This window comes from Acinetobacter sp. ESL0695 (assembly GCF_029392135.1).
Taxonomy (GTDB): Bacteria; Pseudomonadota; Gammaproteobacteria; order Pseudomonadales; family Moraxellaceae; genus Acinetobacter; species Acinetobacter pollinis.
The window spans coordinates 1442807-1461513 of record NZ_CP113932.1 but is presented as its reverse complement, the minus strand read 5'-3'; the positions used below and the strand labels follow the sequence as shown (position 1 = coordinate 1461513).

The 18707-nt window shown below is 35.3% G+C and carries 19 protein-coding genes and 5 tRNA genes; 18 read left to right on the top strand and 6 right to left on the bottom strand.

Annotated elements, in window-relative coordinates; translation table 11 throughout:
• Positions 1–2 precede the first annotated feature (2 nt).
• Positions 3–386, bottom strand: a complete 384-nt coding sequence (locus tag OZX61_RS06940) for a RidA family protein (RefSeq protein ID WP_277094321.1) — start codon at positions 384–386, stop codon at positions 3–5.
• A 182-nt stretch (positions 387–568) separates the two neighbouring features.
• Here OZX61_RS06940 and OZX61_RS06935 point away from each other — a divergent pair, with 182 nt between their 5' ends.
• Entirely contained in the window at positions 569–904 is a 336-nt protein-coding gene (locus OZX61_RS06935) for a hypothetical protein (RefSeq protein WP_277094320.1), read from the top strand.
• Positions 905–1104: 200 nt separating this feature from the next.
• Entirely contained in the window at positions 1105–3744 is a 2640-nt protein-coding gene (locus OZX61_RS06930) for a bifunctional aconitate hydratase 2/2-methylisocitrate dehydratase (protein ID WP_195770847.1), read from the top strand.
• Between the two features lie 55 nt (positions 3745–3799).
• Here OZX61_RS06930 and OZX61_RS06925 read toward each other — a convergent pair whose 3' ends face one another.
• Both OZX61_RS06925 and OZX61_RS06920 read right to left on the bottom strand, forming a co-directional pair.
• Positions 3800–4714, bottom strand: a complete 915-nt coding sequence (locus OZX61_RS06925) for a hypothetical protein (protein ID WP_277094319.1) — start codon at positions 4712–4714, stop codon at positions 3800–3802.
• A gap of 247 nt (positions 4715–4961) precedes the next feature.
• Positions 4962–5837, bottom strand: a complete 876-nt coding sequence (locus tag OZX61_RS06920) for an ATP-binding protein (RefSeq protein ID WP_277094318.1) — start codon at positions 5835–5837, stop codon at positions 4962–4964.
• 177 nt (positions 5838–6014) lie between these two features.
• On the opposite strand from OZX61_RS06920, the gene OZX61_RS06915 reads away from it, so the two are divergent.
• The 7 genes from OZX61_RS06915 (at position 6015) to OZX61_RS06885 (ending at position 8942) form a co-directional block, all read left to right on the top strand.
• Entirely contained in the window at positions 6015–7502 is a 1488-nt protein-coding gene (locus OZX61_RS06915) for a DUF3336 domain-containing protein (RefSeq protein ID WP_277094317.1), read from the top strand.
• Positions 7492–8277, top strand: coding sequence for a protein kinase (locus tag OZX61_RS06910; protein ID WP_277094316.1), 786 nt, complete (start codon positions 7492–7494; stop codon positions 8275–8277). The genes OZX61_RS06915 and OZX61_RS06910 overlap by 11 nt, the downstream gene beginning before the upstream one ends.
• 108 nt (positions 8278–8385) lie before the next feature.
• Positions 8386–8470, top strand: a tRNA-Leu gene (locus tag OZX61_RS06905).
• Positions 8471–8501: 31 nt separating this feature from the next.
• A tRNA-Trp gene (locus OZX61_RS06900) sits at positions 8502–8575 on the top strand.
• Between the two features lie 39 nt (positions 8576–8614).
• Positions 8615–8699: transfer RNA gene (locus OZX61_RS06895), tRNA-Leu, on the top strand.
• 53 nt (positions 8700–8752) lie between these two features.
• Positions 8753–8822, top strand: a tRNA-OTHER gene (locus tag OZX61_RS06890).
• 35 nt (positions 8823–8857) lie between these two features.
• Positions 8858–8942 (top strand) — tRNA-Leu (locus OZX61_RS06885).
• Positions 8943–9010: 68 nt separating this feature from the next.
• Here the strand turns inward: OZX61_RS06885 and OZX61_RS06880 are convergent.
• Both OZX61_RS06880 and gloB read right to left on the bottom strand, forming a co-directional pair.
• Positions 9011–9214, bottom strand: a complete 204-nt coding sequence (locus OZX61_RS06880; RefSeq protein ID WP_195770842.1) for a hypothetical protein — start codon at positions 9212–9214, stop codon at positions 9011–9013.
• A 276-nt stretch (positions 9215–9490) separates the two neighbouring features.
• Entirely contained in the window at positions 9491–10228 is a 738-nt protein-coding gene (gene gloB / locus OZX61_RS06875; RefSeq protein WP_277094315.1) for a hydroxyacylglutathione hydrolase, read from the bottom strand.
• 197 nt (positions 10229–10425) lie between these two features.
• Here gloB and pabC point away from each other — a divergent pair, with 197 nt between their 5' ends.
• The 3 genes from pabC to tmk are packed head-to-tail and all read left to right on the top strand — an operon-like array spanning position 10426 to position 12896.
• Positions 10426–11229 carry an aminodeoxychorismate lyase gene (gene pabC / locus OZX61_RS06870; protein ID WP_277094314.1) on the top strand — a complete coding sequence of 268 codons (804 nt, stop codon included), beginning with the start codon at positions 10426–10428 and terminating at the stop codon, positions 11227–11229.
• A 5-nt stretch (positions 11230–11234) separates the two neighbouring features.
• Positions 11235–12290, top strand: a complete 1056-nt coding sequence (gene mltG, locus OZX61_RS06865; RefSeq protein ID WP_277094313.1) for an endolytic transglycosylase MltG — start codon at positions 11235–11237, stop codon at positions 12288–12290.
• Positions 12291–12896, top strand: a complete 606-nt coding sequence (gene tmk / locus OZX61_RS06860) for a dTMP kinase (RefSeq protein WP_195770838.1) — start codon at positions 12291–12293, stop codon at positions 12894–12896.
• Here the strand turns inward: tmk and OZX61_RS06855 are convergent.
• Positions 12893–13480, bottom strand: coding sequence for a uracil-DNA glycosylase family protein (locus OZX61_RS06855; protein ID WP_277094312.1), 588 nt, complete (start codon positions 13478–13480; stop codon positions 12893–12895). The genes tmk and OZX61_RS06855 overlap by 4 nt on opposite strands.
• Positions 13481–13603: 123 nt before the next feature.
• Between OZX61_RS06855 and OZX61_RS06850 the strand changes: the two genes are divergently transcribed.
• The 6 genes from OZX61_RS06850 to OZX61_RS06825 all read left to right on the top strand — a co-directional run bounded on the left by OZX61_RS06850 (position 13604) and on the right by OZX61_RS06825 (position 18683).
• Entirely contained in the window at positions 13604–13819 is a 216-nt protein-coding gene (locus tag OZX61_RS06850; protein ID WP_195770836.1) for a hypothetical protein, read from the top strand.
• 275 nt (positions 13820–14094) lie between these two features.
• Positions 14095–14331 (top strand): hypothetical protein, encoded by a 237-nt coding sequence (locus tag OZX61_RS06845; RefSeq protein ID WP_195770835.1) that lies wholly within the window; start codon positions 14095–14097, stop codon positions 14329–14331.
• 58 nt (positions 14332–14389) lie between these two features.
• Positions 14390–14722 (top strand): hypothetical protein, encoded by a 333-nt coding sequence (locus tag OZX61_RS06840; protein ID WP_195770834.1) that lies wholly within the window; start codon positions 14390–14392, stop codon positions 14720–14722.
• Positions 14723–14816: 94 nt separating this feature from the next.
• Positions 14817–15209, top strand: coding sequence for a hypothetical protein (locus tag OZX61_RS06835; protein WP_195770833.1), 393 nt, complete (start codon positions 14817–14819; stop codon positions 15207–15209).
• Positions 15210–15360: 151 nt separating this feature from the next.
• The gene (locus tag OZX61_RS06830; RefSeq protein WP_277094311.1) at positions 15361–17445 is read left to right on the top strand and encodes a TonB-dependent siderophore receptor; all 2085 of its coding nucleotides are present in this window, start codon (positions 15361–15363) and stop codon (positions 17443–17445) included.
• Positions 17446–17642: 197 nt separating this feature from the next.
• Positions 17643–18683 carry a type II asparaginase gene (locus OZX61_RS06825; protein ID WP_277094310.1) on the top strand — a complete coding sequence of 347 codons (1041 nt, stop codon included), beginning with the start codon at positions 17643–17645 and terminating at the stop codon, positions 18681–18683.
• Positions 18684–18707 lie beyond the last annotated feature (24 nt).

Below are 18707 nucleotides of genomic sequence, written 5' to 3'. Positions count from 1 at the left end.
GTTTATATCTCAATAATTTTTAGGGCTTGTACTTCAATTTCTACGTCTAAACCGAAAGCAAGTTTACTGCAAACTACACTACGTGCAGGAAAGCCTTGAGAGAAAAAAGTCCTATATGCCTTATTAAATTCTTCAAAGTGTGACATATCTGAAAGCCAAACTGTTACTTTTATAATTTGATTAAGGTCACTTTGAAGCTCAATTAGCGTGTTGGAGATATTGGTCATAATGCGTTGTGTTTGTGTAGATACACTACCATAAATAGGGGTAGCATCTTCTGCCAACGAAACTTGACCTGAAAGGTATAAAATCTGATTAAACTCTGTTGCCTTTGCAAAAGGAAAAGGCAGAGAACTCTGGTGATAAATTAATTGGTGTGCATCCATAGCAGAACGTCAAAATATTGGTGTATTGATATTATCAACACATTGTTTAATTATCAACATAATGTTTAAATTTGGCTTTGTAGGAATTTAATTTTTAATAGAATATAGAGTGCGCAAAGTGGTAGGATACTTTTTAAAATTCTAATCGCTTGAAATCAAAGTCATATTGGCTTGGAGTTGAAATGAAAAAACTATTGTTACTTGTCTTAGGTAGTATTGTATTAACGGGTTGTGGTGGTCATAAACAAGTTTCTCCTCAAGAAGCATGGCAAGGATTCTGTAAATCAATTCCAAGTGCTGCGTTCAATATTATGACAGACCGCCAACAAGGTATTGATAAAAACGCAGCTTTAGAAAATGCCAAAAAAATTCAGGATCAACATGCACGAGATTACTTAGTCAGTCTTGTTGAAGAGGCATACAACGTTCCACTTTATGAACAGATGGCACAAAAGGAAAAGGCAATGGCCGATTTTGGTAAAGGCCGATACGAAAGTTGTGTTGCACAGCAACCATAAATCTATACTAAAGCACTCACATTGAGTGCTTTATTTTTATGATCTTACGGCGTAGTATTTCCGTAGAAAATAATGAGCATCATAAACAAACACCCGAATAACATTAACTTTTGGAATTAACTTTAGTAAAATTTAAACAGTACATTACTTACAGCAATAGGAATAGTAAGTAATTTTTGAGAAAAAAGAGGAAGAATACCGTGCTAAAAGCTTACCGCCAACACGTTGAAGAACGTGCCGCACTTGGAATCCCACCACAACCATTAAACGATGCACAAACCGTTGAACTAGTTGAATTATTAAAGAACCCACCAGCAGGTGAAGAGGCATATTTAGTCGATTTACTAGAAAACCGTATTCCTGCAGGGGTTGACCAAGCTGCTTATGTGAAAGCAGCTTTTCTTGCTGCTGTTGCTAAAGGTGAAACGGAATCACCGCTAGTGACAAAAGAACGTGCAGTTTACTTACTAGGTACAATGTTAGGTGGATATAATGTTGCACCATTGGTCGATTTACTGACCGATTCGCAATTAGGTAAGCTAGCAGCAACAGCACTTAAAAAGACATTACTTGTATTTGATGCATTTCATGACGTTGCAGAGAAGGCCAAAGCGGGTAATGAAAATGCTCAAGCAGTGATGAATTCATGGGCAGAAGCAGAATGGTTTACTAGCCGTAAAGATGTTCCAGAAGAAATTAAAATTACTGTATTTAAAGTCACAGGCGAAACCAATACAGACGATCTTTCACCTGCACAAGATGCTTGGAGTCGTCCAGATATTCCTTTGCATGCAACTGCGATGCTAAAGAATGAACGTGATGGAATTCATCCTGAAAAGCAAGGTGAAGTAGGCCCAATTCAACAAATTAAAGCGCTCTTGGCAAAAGGCAATCAAGTCGCTTATGTGGGTGATGTTGTTGGAACGGGATCATCTCGTAAATCTGCAACCAACTCTGTACTTTGGTATTTTGGGGAAGATATTCCTCACATTCCAAATAAGAAAGATGGCGGTGTCTGCTTAGGTGGTAAAGTTGCGCCTATTTTCTTCAATACTATGGAGGATGCTGGCGCATTACCTGTAGAGATTGATGTTTCTGAAATGAATATGGGTGATGAAATTCTGCTTAAAATTAATAAAGCAGAAGCAAAAGTCACTGCATTTAAAAATGGCGAACAGATTGCAGAGTCTGAATTAAAAACACCTGTATTATTAGATGAAGTTCGCGCAGGTGGACGTATTAATTTAATTATTGGACGTGGATTAACAACGAAGGCAAGAGAAGCACTAGGTTTGCCACCATCTACATTATTCCGTCAACCTAAGCATCCGCATGATTCTGGTAAAGGCTTTACACTGGCTCAGAAAATGGTTGGTCGTGCGTGTGGGTTACCTGAAGGACAAGGTGTTCGTCCAGATACTTATTGCGAACCACGTATGACGACTGTTGGTTCTCAAGATACCACAGGGCCAATGACTAGAGATGAACTGAAGGATTTGGCATGTTTAGGTTTCTCTGCAGATTTAGTCATGCAGTCTTTTTGCCATACAGCAGCTTATCCAAAACCAGTCGATGTACAAATGCAACACACATTGCCTGATTTTATTATGAACCGTGGTGGAGTTTCATTACGACCGGGTGATGGTATTATCCACTCTTGGTTAAACCGCATGTTGCTTCCAGATACTGTAGGTACAGGTGGAGATTCACATACACGTTTCCCACTAGGTATTTCTTTCCCCGCAGGTTCAGGGCTAGTTGCATTCGCTGCGGCAACGGGTGTAATGCCGTTAGATATGCCTGAGTCTGTTTTAGTTAAATTTAAAGGTAAAATGGGGCCAGGTATTACATTACGTGACCTTGTCCATGCGATTCCATACTATGCGATTCAAGCTGGTGATCTTACTATTGAGAAAAAAGGTAAGAAAAACATTTTTTCAGGTCGTATTTTAGAAATTGATCTGACTGAAATGGAAAATGAACTGACCGTTGAACAAGCATTTGAATTGTCTGATGCATCTGCTGAGCGTTCAGCTGCAGGTTGTGCCATTACGCTTTCGGAAGAGAAAGTAGCAGAGTATTTGCGTTCAAATATTACGATGCTGAAATGGATGATTTCACAAGGCTATGGTGATGCACGTACCATGGCACGCCGTGTAGAAAATATGGAAAAGTGGTTGGCTGAACCAAACTTACTCAAAGCTGATCCTGATGCAGAATACACGAAAGTATATGAAATTGATCTTGCTGATATTAAAGAACCTGTATTGTGCTGTCCAAATGATCCAGATGATGCCAAGTTACTGTCTGATGTTCAGGGTGTAAAAATTGATGAAGTATTCATTGGTTCATGTATGACAAATATTGGTCATTTCCGTGCTGCAGGTAAGTTATTAGATAAAATACCGAGTGGTTCTTTGTCGACACGCTTATGGATTGCTCCTCCAACACGTATGGATGAACATCAGCTTATGGAAGAAGGTTTCTATAATACTTATGGGCGTGCAGGAGCACGTACAGAAATGCCAGGCTGTTCATTATGTATGGGTAACCAAGCACGTGTTGCACCAAATACAACAGTGGTCTCGACCTCGACGCGTAACTTTCCAAACCGTCTAGGTCAGGGTGCAAATGTATACCTTGCATCGGCTGAGCTTGCCTCTGTTGCTGCTGTACTAGGTAAGCTTCCAACTCCTGAAGAATATAGCGTGTATGCTTCTCAGATTGATAGCATGTCTTCTGATATTTATAGATACATGAATTTTGATCAAATGGGTGAGTATCGAAATGCTGCTGTAAATGTGGATACAAAGAAAATAGCTACAGCACAACTTACTTAATTCAACGTACATGTAAAAAAACCCACATAATGTGGGTTTTTTTATAGCCAATGACTTATAAAGAAAGAAGTTCTACTTTAATGGAAACACGTTTATTTTTAGCACGTACTTCAAAGTCTAAATCGATATGGTTGAGCTCTTGGATATAACGAATTGACTCAATATCAATGATTTTAAAGAACTCACCAAGATTATTAAAGTCGTGGCTTAAATCTTTGAAATCGTTTTTAAATTCTTCGACCAATACATGTTCAAGTGCACATACCAAGGATTTATCTTCAGTGGTATAACTTAATTCTTTCAAATCTTCTGTTTGAGTATCTTTGATTGAACAGTCTACTTTATAGCTAAGTGTTTCACGATCATTTAAAAAGGCAGGATGTAATGTCGATTTATCTGCATCTAAACTAAATTCAATGGCATATGTCCATAAATCAAGTTCACCACGGAACTGTTCCCAATCTTCTAAGAAAGCATCTTTTGCTGTTGCTTGATAGTCTTCCCCAAGTTCTTGTTGCTTCACATTTTTAAAGAATTCAGGTATAAAACCCATAGCTCGGGCACTGTCTTCGCTAATGTCTTTAATTTGCTCGATCCAAACTTTTTCTACTATAAGATGTAAACGAGAAACAAACTGAGGCATAGTTTCTGCAAGTCGCCATGTACCTCTTAATGATGATGGACTACCTTTAGACCCTTTAGAGCCGATACCATCTGCTTGGTACCAGTAGTTATCGTCATCTGTATTTGGGCTCTGACACTCTTCAGGAGAAGCATCATTATAAGACCAGTGTGCAGCCCAGTTTTCTTGAATCCAAATTTGGTCACCAACTTGGAAGGGAATATTTAATTTTTTTGCATCTTCACTATTGTTTGGCTGAGGTTGAACAGGAACGCGCAGTTGTTGTTTTTCTTTTCTAAGAATTGCATTAACTTCACCTGCCATGAGGGGAATTGAGAACGCTTGCATATTGTTTTCCTAATAAATTAAATTTTAAAAATTAAAATGAATACGAATATAGAATAGAAAAATCTTAAACCATTTTCATATTCATCTTGCAATGTAAAATGTAATAAAACATATATTTTAAAGTTACATTTTTATTTATAGTAGCATGCGTATGTATTTTTAGATGAATGAATATGTGAATATGGTTAAAAATCACCCTTTAACTGGAAGGTAATTAAGAAACCATATTTTCTTTAGGGTATTGATTTTAATAGTTTTTATTAAGTTGATATGATCCAATCCAATGTTTAGAAAATTGATAAGCCGCTCTTCCTGAACGTTGTCCTCTCATTTGACACCATCTCAATGCTTCACCTTTTACTTCCTGATTAAATTCTAAGCTACTCTTTGTTAAGTAGTGTTCAACGATTTCTAAATAGAGATTCTGATCCATAGGATAAAATGAAAGCCATAGTCCGAAGCGATCCGAGAGCGAAATTTTCTCTTCAATCGCTTCTTGAGGGTGTAGCTCCGTATATTGTGGAACGTCGACACGTGTAGCAGGTGTATTTTCATGCATAAATTCAGGAAGTAAATGACGTCTATTACTTGTTGCATAGACAATAAAATTGTTATCGCCTGATTGTAACGATCCATCCAATACGCTTTTTAAACTACGATAATTCTCGTCTTCTGCATTAAATGCAAGGTCATCACAATAGACAATAAATTTTTCAGGGCGATGCTTAATTTGTGCTTGAATAATAGGTAAGTCTGAAAGATCATCACGTTCAATTTCTATAAGTCTTAAACCTATATCTTGATATTGCGTGAGTAATGCACGAACAATAGAAGATTTACCCGTTCCTCGAGAACCCGTCAGTAGAATATCATTTGCTGGAAGGCCCTGTAAGAATTGTTCAGTATTTTGAATGATTACTTTCTTTTGGCGTTCAATGCCCTTGAGGTCATCTAGGTGCATGGCTTTGGGAGAGTGTAGGGCAATCAGTTGTTTATTTTGCCATTTATAAGCAGGGGCTGAAAAATCAGTTTCTTGCTTTACTTGAGGAAGAGTATGTTTTAATTGTTGTAGAACCTGAGAAAGCGTGTCTAACAGATCATCTGGGAGTTCAATATGTGCCATAATTTTATATTATCGTTTAATTTCTTACTTTTAAAATATTTAAAAACCATTTACAAGTAAAGCATAAAAGTTGTACTTCACCTCTTTTTATATTTTCTAAAATGTTTTATAGATACCATTATATTGGTTTACTTTTATAATGCGTCTTTTCATGCATGTAAAAAATTAGGATGTAGAATGTTAAAGCTATTATCAAAACATGCGAGCAACTTTCAGCAAACGTATAAAATAAAAAGACTTGAGCAACAGCTTGCACATGCAAATAGCTATGCAGAATGGCAAGAAATAGCACATCAACTTGATCAAACGTCAGGAATACAATTATGGAAAGAAGACAACAATTCCATTTATTTTGACAGCGAAGTAATTACACATCGGCTGTTTTTATTAAAAAAATATAAAAGACAGGGTAGAGTTAAAGATCTTATTTCCATTCTTCACGAAGGATTAACCTACGATATTGCCAATATTTGTCATCCAATGCTATTTGTTGTCTCTTATTTGGGTACAAAGACAATTATTGAAGACTATATTCATACCGTTAATGAGTCTTTGAAATTTATTGCAGATGTATCAGAGGATTTACTTTCCTTAGATGAAAAAATAGCGTTTTTTGAGTTGTGTAAAATAGCTTATGGCCAACCTGCACTAATGTTTTCGGGGGGGGCGACCTTAGGTTTGTTTCATAGTGGCGTATGTAAAGCTCTCAAAGAAAATGACCTTTTACCAAATGTACTTTCTGGGTCGAGTGCAGGAGCTATTATGACAGCGATGCTTGGTACATTAGATAGCGATCGTTTTAATGCTTTGTCGACAGGTGATCAATTTTATAGTCAGGTTTTTCAGTTCAAATCTTTAAAAACATTGCTCAAAGATCCAAGTGGTTTCACAGATGTTAATTATCTAAAGCGTTTTTTACAGGAGCATTTAGGAGATCTTACTTTTGCAGAAGCACATCAAAAATCTGGGTTAGATATTAATATTGCTGTTGCTCCTTATAATGCATCGCAAAACCCTCGTGTATTAAATCGCTATACATCACCAGATTTATTGGTATGGAGTGCTGTTCTTGCATCTTGTGCCGTACCTATTTTATTTTCTCCGATTGAATTAGTTGCTAAACGTCACGATGGTCAACATGTACCTTTTATGAAACACACGCGGTGGGTAGATGGCAGTGTAAGAAGTGATTTTCCTCAAGAAAAAATTGCACGCCTATATAATGTAAATTATAGCATTGCTAGTCAGGCCAATCCTCATGTTGTTCCCTTTATGCAAAGTGATGTGGAGCGTTACCGCCAAGATTTACTGAGTTGGCCTGAACGTATTATTAGAAGACAAGGTAAGGTATTTGCAAAAGGTGTTATGGACTTTACACGTGAACGTGTAGGAGCTGTGCCACAAGTTCGCCGTATACTCGATCATGGGTATGGTATCGTTGATCAATATTATTATGGGGATATTAATATTATTGGTAAGTACAACCTGAGACATTATGGATATTTACTTCAAAATCCAACACCAGAAATCTTCAAAAAACTTCAAAAAGAAGGTGAGCGGGCAACATGGCCAAAATTGTCTATGATAGAAATTTATGCGCGTATTGGAAAAACACTGACACAAGTTTATGCTGATTTAATGAATCAAAAAACGAATGTCTCCTAAACTTAAACATATTGAAGTAGTTTCAAAGTCAAGCAGCTTGGTTTATGGGCGTAAAGTCTATCGGTTGATCAATGCTCATCAATACTTTTATTTAAAAACGCAAACTTATACGGGGCATGAAGTATTCATCAAAGGTTTTGAAAATGAAGTATTCTTTTACAAGAAGCATTACAAGGATCATGTCACACTACCTGTGTATGAGGTAAGCCCTAGAATTTTAGATGAATTGAATATTCAAAATGATACGCTTTGTTTAATGTTGCCTGAAGCTGATAAGACTTTGCTCGATATTCAGCCTTTTGATTTAAATTTGCTTGAGATTATAGGTTTTATTCTAAAGTTATCTGTATGTTTAGGGAAAATACATCAACTTGGATATATTCATGGAGATATTAAAAAAGACCACTTTTTAACTTATAACGGTCAAATATTTTTATTGGATTTTGAGCATACTCATTTTGCTTTTGATAATAATAGTGTTTCATTAACTGCAACGCCACGCTATATGGCACCTGAACTCTTTCATGGGGCTTGTAAATCAGTTCAAACAGACTTATACGCGTTAGGTATTGTACTTTATGAGTGGTTAACTCAGCATCGACTGGCTACGCAATCTTATCAAGCATGGGCTCAACTACATTGCCAAGAATATTTTTTTGAATTGCCACAACAATACAATAAATTACAACTGATCATTGATGGATTATTGGCAAAAAGTCCAACATTGCGATTTAAAACAACTGCTGAACTGATACAAGTTATCCAATTGATATAAGAAATAAATAGCTAAGCGTATGTTTTGAATGTTATTTGTCCATGTAAAACAAGTTTTAAAAAAAATACTTGTCATGTAAATGACTTCTCTATAATATACACAGCCATCGGGGGCGTGGCGAAATTGGTAGACGCACTGGATTTAGGTTCCAGCGCCGCAAGGTGTAAGAGTTCGAGTCTCTTCGCCCCCACCAATTTTTAATAACATTATGTTGTTAAAAATGTAGAGGATTGATGTAATGGTAGCATGACGGTCTCCAAAACCGTTCGTAAAGGTTCGAGTCCTTTATTCTCTGCCACTTTTAGAAGTTTTTCTAAAATCTGAGTTGAAACTCAAAGGGGATGTGGCGAAATTGGTAGACGCACTGGATTTAGGTTCCAGCGCCGCAAGGTGTAAGAGTTCGAGTCTCTTCATCCCCACCAATATTTAAAAGCAAGATATCTGTCTTGCTTTTTTATTATGTGAGTTTTAATTTAGAGGATTGGTATGTAGCATGACGGTCTCCAAAACCGTTCGTAAAGGTTTGAATCCTTTATTTTTTGCCATTTCTTAGAAATATTTTAAAAGTGTCAAATAAAGAGGGGATGTGGCGAAATTGGTAGACGCACTGGATTTAGGTTCCAGCGCCGCAAGGTGTAAGAGTTCGAGTCTCTTCATCCCCACCAATATTAAAAAAGCAAGACTAGAGTCTTGCTTTTTTTGTGTCTGCTAGGAGTAGATCCAAGACGACTCATTAGGCTTTTAAGTGATCTTCAAACTCTTCACCAAGTTGCATTGCCAATGAGTTACCCCCCAATTCATTTGTCACAAGACCATACTCTTTTTTAAAGCTAAACGTAAATCCCTTATTGTCTGTTAAGTTCTTTACCGAATACCCCAATTTTTCTAACCAAATTCGAAAAGCAATTAAGTTTTTTGCTTTAACAACTTTTTTCATGGATTCTCTCCTTATTTATACTCTCTTATTTATAAGGTTCTATCAATGATTTTTAAAGGGGTAAAAGATCAATAAATGTGAAAAAATTACGTTTCAAAAAAAAATGTTATAAAATAACAACAGTGGTTACAAATTTTGTTAAAACGTAATTTTTAAGAATTATCTTAAATAATAAATAGCTTTTTAAAGTCAAATACTTAAATTAAACGAAATTTAAAAATATAATTTTAAGGCTTACATTGACACTTTTTGTGATGATGTAACAATATATTTCATTTATGCATTGTCTTTACGTGTTCGCCACTGTGAAAACTGCTCGATAGATTTTGCTCTAATGAACGGGTTGGTTGCTTTTTCTAAAGCAATCGTGGTTGGAAGAGTAGGTTTGTTCAGTAGTCTTAGGTATTCGACATGCTCTGCACGCTCTTCAAGTAAAAAATTATCTGGTTCTAGAGTGACTGCAAATTTTGCATTACTTAAAGTGTATTCATGAGTACAGTAAACCTCGGTGTTGTCTGGCAGAGAGGCAAGCCGTTGTAAGGATTCATACATTTGTTTATGTGTTCCTTCAAATACACGACCACAGCCCATTGCAAATAATGTATCGCCAACAAATACACAGCCAATTTCTGGTATATAAAAGACAATATGACCTAAGGTGTGCCCAGGTGTCGCAATAATATTGACTTCAAAACAATTAAAATGAAATATGTCTGAATCATCTAAAAAATGAGATAAAGTCGGTATTTGTGAAGCTTCTGCTTTGGGGCCATATACAGGAACATTTTTATACTTTTCCAAAAGTTTTGGTATACCTGCAATATGGTCTTTGTGCCAATGTGTCACCCAAATCTGTTTTACTTTTAGATAGTGAGACTCACAATAATCAATCACAATTTGGCTTTCTGTAGGGTCTATAACGACAATATCATGAGTTTTTGTATCTTCCAGAATCCAAATATAATTTTGTAAGCTATTTTGAACATCAATAAGATGGATTTTAAAGCTCAGCATTTTATTTATTCCTACGTATCCATAATACCTAATATAAGATGAACAAAGATATCTTGCCAGCCTTGATGTGGGTTGTGAGATCTAAATTGTAGAAAATATTGTTATTAATGTTTGATAAATCAAAACTTTTCGTAAAAATACGTGTTTATTTTAGATAAAAAAATTACACTAATACTTAACGAAAAATGAGAATACATATGCTTTGCTTTAAAAACGGTAAATATGTTGAACACGTTTCTTTATCTGATCGAGCATTTCAGTATGGTGATGGCTGTTTTACGACAGCATGTGTGCAAGATGGACGTATACAGCTTTTATCTAGACACTTAGAGCGCTTAAATAAGGCATCAGCTGCGTTGATGCTTCAGTTTGATCAATCAATTTTGTTGAATATTTTATTTCAAAAGGAATTTTCTCAAGGTACGTTAAAGGTATTAATTAGCCGTGGAGAGGGACAAAGAGGTTATGGCTTTTCTCCTACAAATATTGCAGATGTTTATGTGTTTTTCTTCCCAAGCGATGCATGTATTGCAAAGTATTCAGTATTACATGAAAGCGATATATTGGAGAATAGAATTGGTTTAACAATGCCTCATCTGGTAGGTGTTAAATCTTTAAATCGGCTTGAGCAAGTCATTTTAAAAGCCGAAGCTACAAAGCGAGGGCTAAATGAAGCACTTGTTTTAGATATTCATGATCGAATTGTTGAAGGCATAAGCAGTAATTGCTTTTTGTTGTTAAATGGGGAATGGGTTACGCCTGATCTTCGCTATAATGGTGTCCATGGCATAATGCGTGCTGAAATATTAGATCGTATGCTGCAATTTAATATTCCGCATGCAATACGTGATATTGATATGAGCGAGATTAAAGATATAGAAGCTTTATTTTATTGTAATGCACTACATCCGATGCAAGCAGTTCATACATTAAATCGTCAATGTTTGAATATTGAAATAACGAAGCAGTTGTTTAATACGTTGAATTTAGATCAAATGTAATAATGATGAGTAAAATGGAAAAGAAAAGACCTGAAAGTAAGAAAACCAGAAAATTTTTCTGGCTGACTATATTGTGTATCATTATTGCAGGTTGTTGGGGAATTTATGGCGTAAGCCTTGGAAGACAGTATCCGATAGAAGGACAAAAACAGTTTATTTCTATTAATCAGGGCGAAACATATACAGGACTTATTGACCGGTTGGCACAGCAAAATAAAATAGAATTCCCAACAGTTGTGAAAATTTATCGTAAATTAATGGTTCATGGCACATTAAAAGCTGGTGTGTATGAAGTCGAGAAAGGAATGACAGTCATTGAAGTATTAGACTTGATGTCAAATGCTGAAAATTCACAAATGAATAAAATTATGGTGATTGATGGAACGACATCTAAACAACTTTTAGATCGGTTACGTCAGGATCCTTATGTGACTAAAACCATTGTGAATTTACCGTACGATGAAATGATGGCTGAATTAGGAATTCCTTATAAAAACTTAGAAGGTTTACTGGCACCAAATACCTACTTTTTTAATAAGGGTGAAACGGATAAAAAGATTTTATTAAATCTCTATCATCGTCAGATGGAGGCTTTAGATCGAGCATGGGAAAGTCGTGCACCAAATCTACCTTATAAAAATAAATATGATGCACTAATTATGGCTTCTATTATAAAAAAAGAAACCAGCTTAGATACCGAACTGAATGAGGTGTCGGGTGTATTTGTACGTCGACTTCAACAAAATATGAGATTACAAACTGATCCTACGGTGATTTATGGTCTTGGTGACCAATATACAGGTTCTATCTCTAAGCAAGATTTACGTACACCAACGCCTTATAATACGTATACTATAAATGGTTTACCACCTACACCAATTGCACTGCCAGATACCAAGTCAATTGAGGCTGCGATGCACCCAGATAATTCAAAAAATGTGTATTTTGTTGCAACAGGAAATGGTGGTCATAAGTTTAGTGAAACATTATCTGAACACAATGCTGCTGTTCAAAATTATTTGTCTGTTTTAAAAGCTAAGAAGAATGGAGCAACACCCTAAATGTTTATTAGTTTTGAAGGTACTGAAGGGGTCGGCAAGAGTACTTTAATTAAGCGTGTACACGACCATTTCTTAGAAAAAAATAAAGAAATTATTCTGACACGAGAACCAGGTGGTACAGCTTTAGCGGAGAAAGTGAGAAATTTACTCTTACAGGTCGATGAGACTGAGACAATGTGTGCAGATACTGAGCTATTACTTATTTATGCAGCCCGTAGTCAACACTTAAATCAAGTTATTTTACCTGCATTAAAAGAGGGGAAAGTTGTTTTAAGTGATAGATTTACCGATGCAAGTTTTGCTTATCAGGTGAAAGGTCGTGGTTTGAGTCAACAAAAACTTGAGCTGTTAAATGAAACCTTTGTTCCTAAGATGCCAGATATTACATTTTGGTTGGATGCTCCAATCGAAGTCGGAATGTCGCGTGCGCGCGCACGAGGTGAGCTAGATCGATTTGAGAAAGAAAAGCTTTCTTTCTTTTCTAAAGTTCGTGAAGGGTATGCCTATTTATATGAGAAACATCCAAAACGTATTTATAAAATAGATGCGACATGTTCTGAAGCAGAAGTATTTCAGCAGGTTTTAGATATATTAAATGCATTTTAAAGTAAACCAATCGTCTTAAATAATGCTCGATATGCCTCAGCTTTTTCTTGAATAGGTCTGGGGTAAGCACGAGATGTAGATGGCATTCTATATAAATTTATATTTCTATCCAAAAAATGAACCTGACTAGCTTGTTGAATTGTTGGTGCTACAGAATTCGATGGAAAATGTTGCATGAGTGTTTGAGTTGCTTTTTCACCTGCGGTCATAATTGATTTACATTCAGGAATAGCATTTAACAGATGGGGCAGGTTACTTGGCTCAATAACTTCCAAAAATTTATCTGATGCATTGCCTTTTAAGCGTCTGACCTTATAGGCAGTATCAAATATTGCGATATGATGCGCCGTTAAAAAATCTTTAATCTGACTTAGATGAAAGCTTTTATGTGATGTGTCTAAAAAGTATAAAGGATCTTCATAAAAAATAATTCCCATAATACGCCACATATCATTCTGATAATTAGGGTAATAAAAATTCATTTTCCATTTGCTTTGTGGCGGTGGAAAACTACCAAGCATAAGCAGTTTGGCAGTTTTTGGTAAAAAAGGTAATAAGGGATGTGTTTCTTCGGTAGGTAACATAATAATGAACCATTTACATTTGATAACTATTATTAACTATGCCATAAATTCTTACAATGTTTGTTTTTTATACGACTTTAAATATGCTATAAAAATGATCTGTTCATCACAGTGAGTTTCAAAATGAAAACTTTACTTATTAGAGTTAAAGATCAGTTCGATAAAATTCATGACGCAACAGCTTTTTTAAATCCATTCACGCACCAACATTCAAATGCTAAAAAAAGTTTAGTACAACGTATTCATTTTATTGAAGTAAAAGGTGAAAGAATTCTTCCCTCTATTGAGTTACTTTTTCAAAGTAGTCGAAGTTCAAAAATTTATAAAGTATTAGATTAGTGAGGAATCTTATTTTATTTCTAATCTATTGATTTAAAAACAATCAATTTGAAATTATTCTGTAATATATTTGTATATTGCTCATATTTATTATATAATAATCTTAATTGATAGGGAGTTATCAACCTATCTTTATAGCCACGTTAATACCCCAATTGCGTGGTTTTTTTTATTGTAGAATTCATGTGCAATGCTTTGAAACACTTTATTCGGCACAATATTCCATTTCTATGTTATTTATAACCCACTTTAAAGACTTACATAGGAATTGTGAAGTGATTGTTACACTAGAAAAGATCTTGGACGGCTCAACTTCGAAAGTACATACTCAGGAAATTATTAAAAACAAAAACAATGGGGAACAGACCACAGTTGTTGAGTGGTATGATGAAAATGATCAGAAAATTCAAGAGAGTAATTATCTTCAAGTTTTAGAAAGTCCAGAAATAGGTAGAGAAATAGGTTCTTTATTATTAGAAACTAGATATAAAATCATTGATATACAGCACTAAAAGGTGTTGAGGTAAGAGTGCATGATGCACTCTTATTTATTTCACAGACTGGAGTCTCATGTACGAGTATAACTATAGAACAGGATGGGCAGATGCTAAATACGATTTTAGCGCGGAGCTCAATCGTGAATTGCAAACTGCTGATGGCCCCATCACACCAGAAGAGGGTATGGAAAGATTAGGTTATATTTGTGATCCTAGCCTTTACTTTAATCCACCGAATTCACCGAAATATATTACTGTTCTTATAGCACATGATGTTAATCCAGACATGTATCAATATATTGTCATTTTTTCTTTATATGCAGACAATATAGAGTATTTTGGTGTAACAGATACGCCAAGTCTCATTGAATTATTAGGAAAATTGGTTCCTGTCGTTAATCATTAAATACAAAAAAGCATCAAGGATTAAAAATTAAATAAAGTATATTTATTTGTGATTTAAATCACATTTTTTGAAACATACTTTGAGTAATTTTAAGATGAGAATTTTTTCAGTATTTAATATTTTGACGGTTATATGTTCAGTTGTATTTTCAACAAATACATTTGCTGAGTCTGGTTATAGAACATGTTTTGTTGTAAGTGAACGAGATATACGTCATGGTCTAGTGGCAAAAGTCGCAAATGCGAATGGTGGGGATACTTGTAATAAAAAAGTTGCGTTTATGAAAAACTATTATGCAAATGCATATAGTAATGACACAGGTCCATTTCAAGATGTTGAGATGTTAACATGCGAGAAGTTTTCTCAGATTGTTATGGGAATGGGAGGTAATGCTGATATGTGTAAATCAATGATAGTTAATAAAATTTATAAATATACGGTAAAAGACTCTCCTTCGGGAGCTAGTGTTAAGTTTTGGCATAATTAGTAGGAAGACCATCATTTTTGATGGTCTGATATAAACTTTAAGATTTTATAACTAATAAATTAAATGATAATTATTCTTAATATTGTTTTAAGAAAGTGTATTTATTGTGTAGGCCTTTTTACACTAAATGTATATAAGTATTCTTTCAACTATGAAAAAGACAACATTAATTCTCTCGATTTTATCTTCTATTTCAGCACTTACATATGCCGATACAGTCGATTTACCTAGTATTCAAGTTAAAGCAGAGCAGAAAACTTTAAAAGCAAAGATGACTGAGGCATCGACGGCAACAAAAGGATTAATGCAGTTAAAAGATGTTCCTCAAACAGTGAATGTTATTCCACAAGAAATATTAAAAGAACAAGGAGTTACCTCTATACAAGGTGCTTTACAGAATGTACCTGGTGTTGGTTTTAGTACAGGCGATGGGCAGCGAGATCAGGTTTCAATTCGTGGTTTTAACTCTGTTTACGATAACTATGTTGATGGTTTTCGTGATGATGCAATGTACTATCGAGATCTCTCTAATACTGAACGCATAGAAGTAGTAAAAGGGCCTGCATCTGTACTTTATGGTCGTGGTTCAGCAGGTGGGTTAATCAATCGTGTGACAAAAAAACCAATGCTCGAACCGTTACATGAAATTGATCTTATGGGCAGCACTTTAGGACAAAGAAGAGCGCAATTTGACTTAAATGAACCGATCAGCCAAACAGTAAAGGCAAGATTGACTGGTGCTGTTGAAAATTCAGGTGGATATCGAAATCAGGCATTTCTACAGCGTCAAGCGATTTCACCATCAGTACTATGGGATATTTCGGACAAAACTAAGCTTTTACTACAAGCAGATTATTTACATGATGATCGATTGGCCGACCAAGGGGTTCCTATGGACCCAACTACAAAAAGACCTTTACAGTTAAATGATAAAGTTTTTCTTGGTGCTGCAAATGCTAAACAAGTTGGTGATACTGATATTGAAGTGAAAAGTGCAACAGCAACTTTAGATCATGAGTTTAATAATGCATGGAAGTATCATGGTGTTGTACATGGTTATACATATTCTCTAGATAGACAGTTTTCAAATGCTTCATATAGTAAAGGCGTTATTTCTTTAGTCCAATCTCGTCGTTTTCGTAATGAGAAAGGAGTTTCTACTGAACAAGAAATCTCTGGTAAGTTCAAAACAGGAAACATTGAGCATAATGCTTTAGCTGGTCTTGAAGTAAGTCATCAAAATAAAGATGATCAAATTTTTGCATCTCCTGCTGCATATACAACGTCAATTAATCAAATTGTCTTACCAAACTGGTCACCTATTTTGACAAATACCGCAAAGACAGATAATAAGAATAACAGCACCACAACAGGTATTTATTTACAAGACCTCATAAGCTTTACATCTCAAATTAAAATGTTAATTGGTGCGAGATATGACAATTTAGATCAGAAACGCTCAGGATTGACAGTAAAAACCAATGCATTAACAACTTATAATCGTACAGATAATAAAGTTTCCCCAAGAGTTGGGTTTGTATATGAACCGATCAAGAATTTATCACTTTACGCATCTTATAATCAGTCATTCCAGCCATTGTCGGATGCACTGACAGTATATAATAATTTATCTAATCTTAAGCCAACTCAAACTAAGAGCTATGAGGTTGGTGCGAAGTGGGATATTACGCCTGATTATAATGTAACGTTATCTGCTTTTGATACGACACAAAATAATATCTTACAACAAGATCCTGCCGATAAAACAGGACAAACTGCTGTAGTGGCAGGTGAGCAAGAAACAAAAGGCATTGAGGTGACTACGGTAGGTAATATTACAGATCAGTGGTCGGTATTGGCAGGTTATGCGTATCTTGATGGGAAAATGACGAAGTCGGCTTTATCTACTGTTCCTGTGGGATCTAAAGCTGCACTCACACCAAAGAACTCTGCAAATCTATGGGTGAAATATAAACTCAATGATCATTGGTATGCCGCATTAGGTGGTAAAGCACAAACTTATCAATATGCTGCACCAGACAATGCGCTTAGACTACCGGGTTATGCAATTATGAATGCAGCTGTAGGTTATACAAGTGACCGTTATGATGTTGGTATAAATTTAAACAACGTATTTGACAGACATTATTATATTTCTGCACATGGTTTATCGAGTACGGGTGCTTTAATTGGTGATCCAATTAATGCCCAATTTACATTACGATACCGTTTCTAATTTTATTCTGGTTTAAAAAGCGATTAATTTGATTTTAATCGCTTTTTTTTACTCATAGTTTTTGCTATTAGACTTAGGTATAAGGCAGATTGCTTTGTAACTTCTTGCTTAAGTCATTACTATTTTATTTGACTATGACGGATATATGACAGCTCAGTTATATTTTTATAAATTAATCTTATTTCTAAGGATCTAGAATGAAACTAGGCGCTTTTTTTGTAACAGCATTACTTTTGATGAGTGGTTCAACATTTGCAGATAAATTACCAAATATTGTTATTTTAGCTACTGGTGGAACTATTGCAGGTTCTGCTACAAGCCATACTCAGACAACAGGTTATAAACCAGGCGCAATTGGTGTGCAAAATTTGATTAATGCTGTACCTGAGGTTAACAAAGTGGCGCATGTTACTGGAGAACAAGTTGCAAATATTGGCAGTGAAAATATGACTAGTGATGTCATTTTGAAGTTGTCAAAACGTGTAAATGAGTTACTTTCACAAAAGGATGTCGATGGTGTAGTGATTACACATGGTACAGATACTTTAGACGAAACCCCATATTTCTTAAACTTAACGGTAAAAAGTGATAAACCTGTTGTCTTTACAGCTGCTATGAGACCTGCAACAGCTATAAGTGCTGATGGTCCAATGAACTTATTAGAAGCTGTTACAGTGGCTTCCAATGAGCAATCTAAAGGTAGAGGTGTGCTTGTCGTATTAAATGATAAAATTGGAGCAGCTCGTTTTATGACAAAAACGAATGCTAATTCATTAGATACCTTTAAAGCACCTGAAGAAGGTTATTTGGGTACGATTATTGATGGTCATATTGAATATAATAATCGCGTAGAGAAAAAGCATACAACAGATTCGATATTTGATGTTCGCCAGCTTAATGAATTGCCACCTGTTGTTATTATTTATGGTTATCAAGATGATCCTGAATATATTTATGATGCGGCCATTGCTCACCATGTAAAAGGTATCATTTATGCAGGTACGGGTGCAGGATCTGTTTCAGTACGAAGTGATGCAGGAATTAAAAAAGCAGAAAAAGCAGGCATTGTTGTTGTGAGATCTTCTCGTACTGGAGGAGGAAGTGTACCTGTCGATTCAGCTCAACCAGGTCTTGTTTCAGGTACGTTAAATCCAGCAAAAGCACGTATTTTGCTTATGACAGCTTTGACAAAAACAAATGATCCTGTACAAATTCAACAATTTTTTAATCAATACTAAAATAATGAAAGACGCCTAAGGGAA

Coding starts and splice junctions, on each gene's coding strand:
- OZX61_RS06940 (WP_277094321.1), bottom strand. CDS start 386: ATGGATGCACACCAATTAATTTATCACCAGAGTTCTCTGCCTTTTCCT.
- OZX61_RS06935 (WP_277094320.1), top strand. CDS start 569: ATGAAAAAACTATTGTTACTTGTCTTAGGTAGTATTGTATTAACGGGT.
- OZX61_RS06925 (WP_277094319.1), bottom strand. CDS start 4,714: ATGCAAGCGTTCTCAATTCCCCTCATGGCAGGTGAAGTTAATGCAATT.
- OZX61_RS06920 (WP_277094318.1), bottom strand. CDS start 5,837: ATGGCACATATTGAACTCCCAGATGATCTGTTAGACACGCTTTCTCAG.
- OZX61_RS06915 (WP_277094317.1), top strand. CDS start 6,015: ATGTTAAAGCTATTATCAAAACATGCGAGCAACTTTCAGCAAACGTAT.
- OZX61_RS06910 (WP_277094316.1), top strand. CDS start 7,492: ATGTCTCCTAAACTTAAACATATTGAAGTAGTTTCAAAGTCAAGCAGC.
- OZX61_RS06880 (WP_195770842.1), bottom strand. CDS start 9,214: ATGAAAAAAGTTGTTAAAGCAAAAAACTTAATTGCTTTTCGAATTTGG.
- gloB (WP_277094315.1), bottom strand. CDS start 10,228: ATGCTGAGCTTTAAAATCCATCTTATTGATGTTCAAAATAGCTTACAA.
- pabC (WP_277094314.1), top strand. CDS start 10,426: ATGCTTTGCTTTAAAAACGGTAAATATGTTGAACACGTTTCTTTATCT.
- mltG (WP_277094313.1), top strand. CDS start 11,235: ATGAGTAAAATGGAAAAGAAAAGACCTGAAAGTAAGAAAACCAGAAAA.
- tmk (WP_195770838.1), top strand. CDS start 12,291: ATGTTTATTAGTTTTGAAGGTACTGAAGGGGTCGGCAAGAGTACTTTA.
- OZX61_RS06855 (WP_277094312.1), bottom strand. CDS start 13,480: ATGTTACCTACCGAAGAAACACATCCCTTATTACCTTTTTTACCAAAA.
- OZX61_RS06850 (WP_195770836.1), top strand. CDS start 13,604: ATGAAAACTTTACTTATTAGAGTTAAAGATCAGTTCGATAAAATTCAT.
- OZX61_RS06840 (WP_195770834.1), top strand. CDS start 14,390: ATGTACGAGTATAACTATAGAACAGGATGGGCAGATGCTAAATACGAT.
- OZX61_RS06835 (WP_195770833.1), top strand. CDS start 14,817: ATGAGAATTTTTTCAGTATTTAATATTTTGACGGTTATATGTTCAGTT.
- OZX61_RS06830 (WP_277094311.1), top strand. CDS start 15,361: ATGAAAAAGACAACATTAATTCTCTCGATTTTATCTTCTATTTCAGCA.
- OZX61_RS06825 (WP_277094310.1), top strand. CDS start 17,643: ATGAAACTAGGCGCTTTTTTTGTAACAGCATTACTTTTGATGAGTGGT.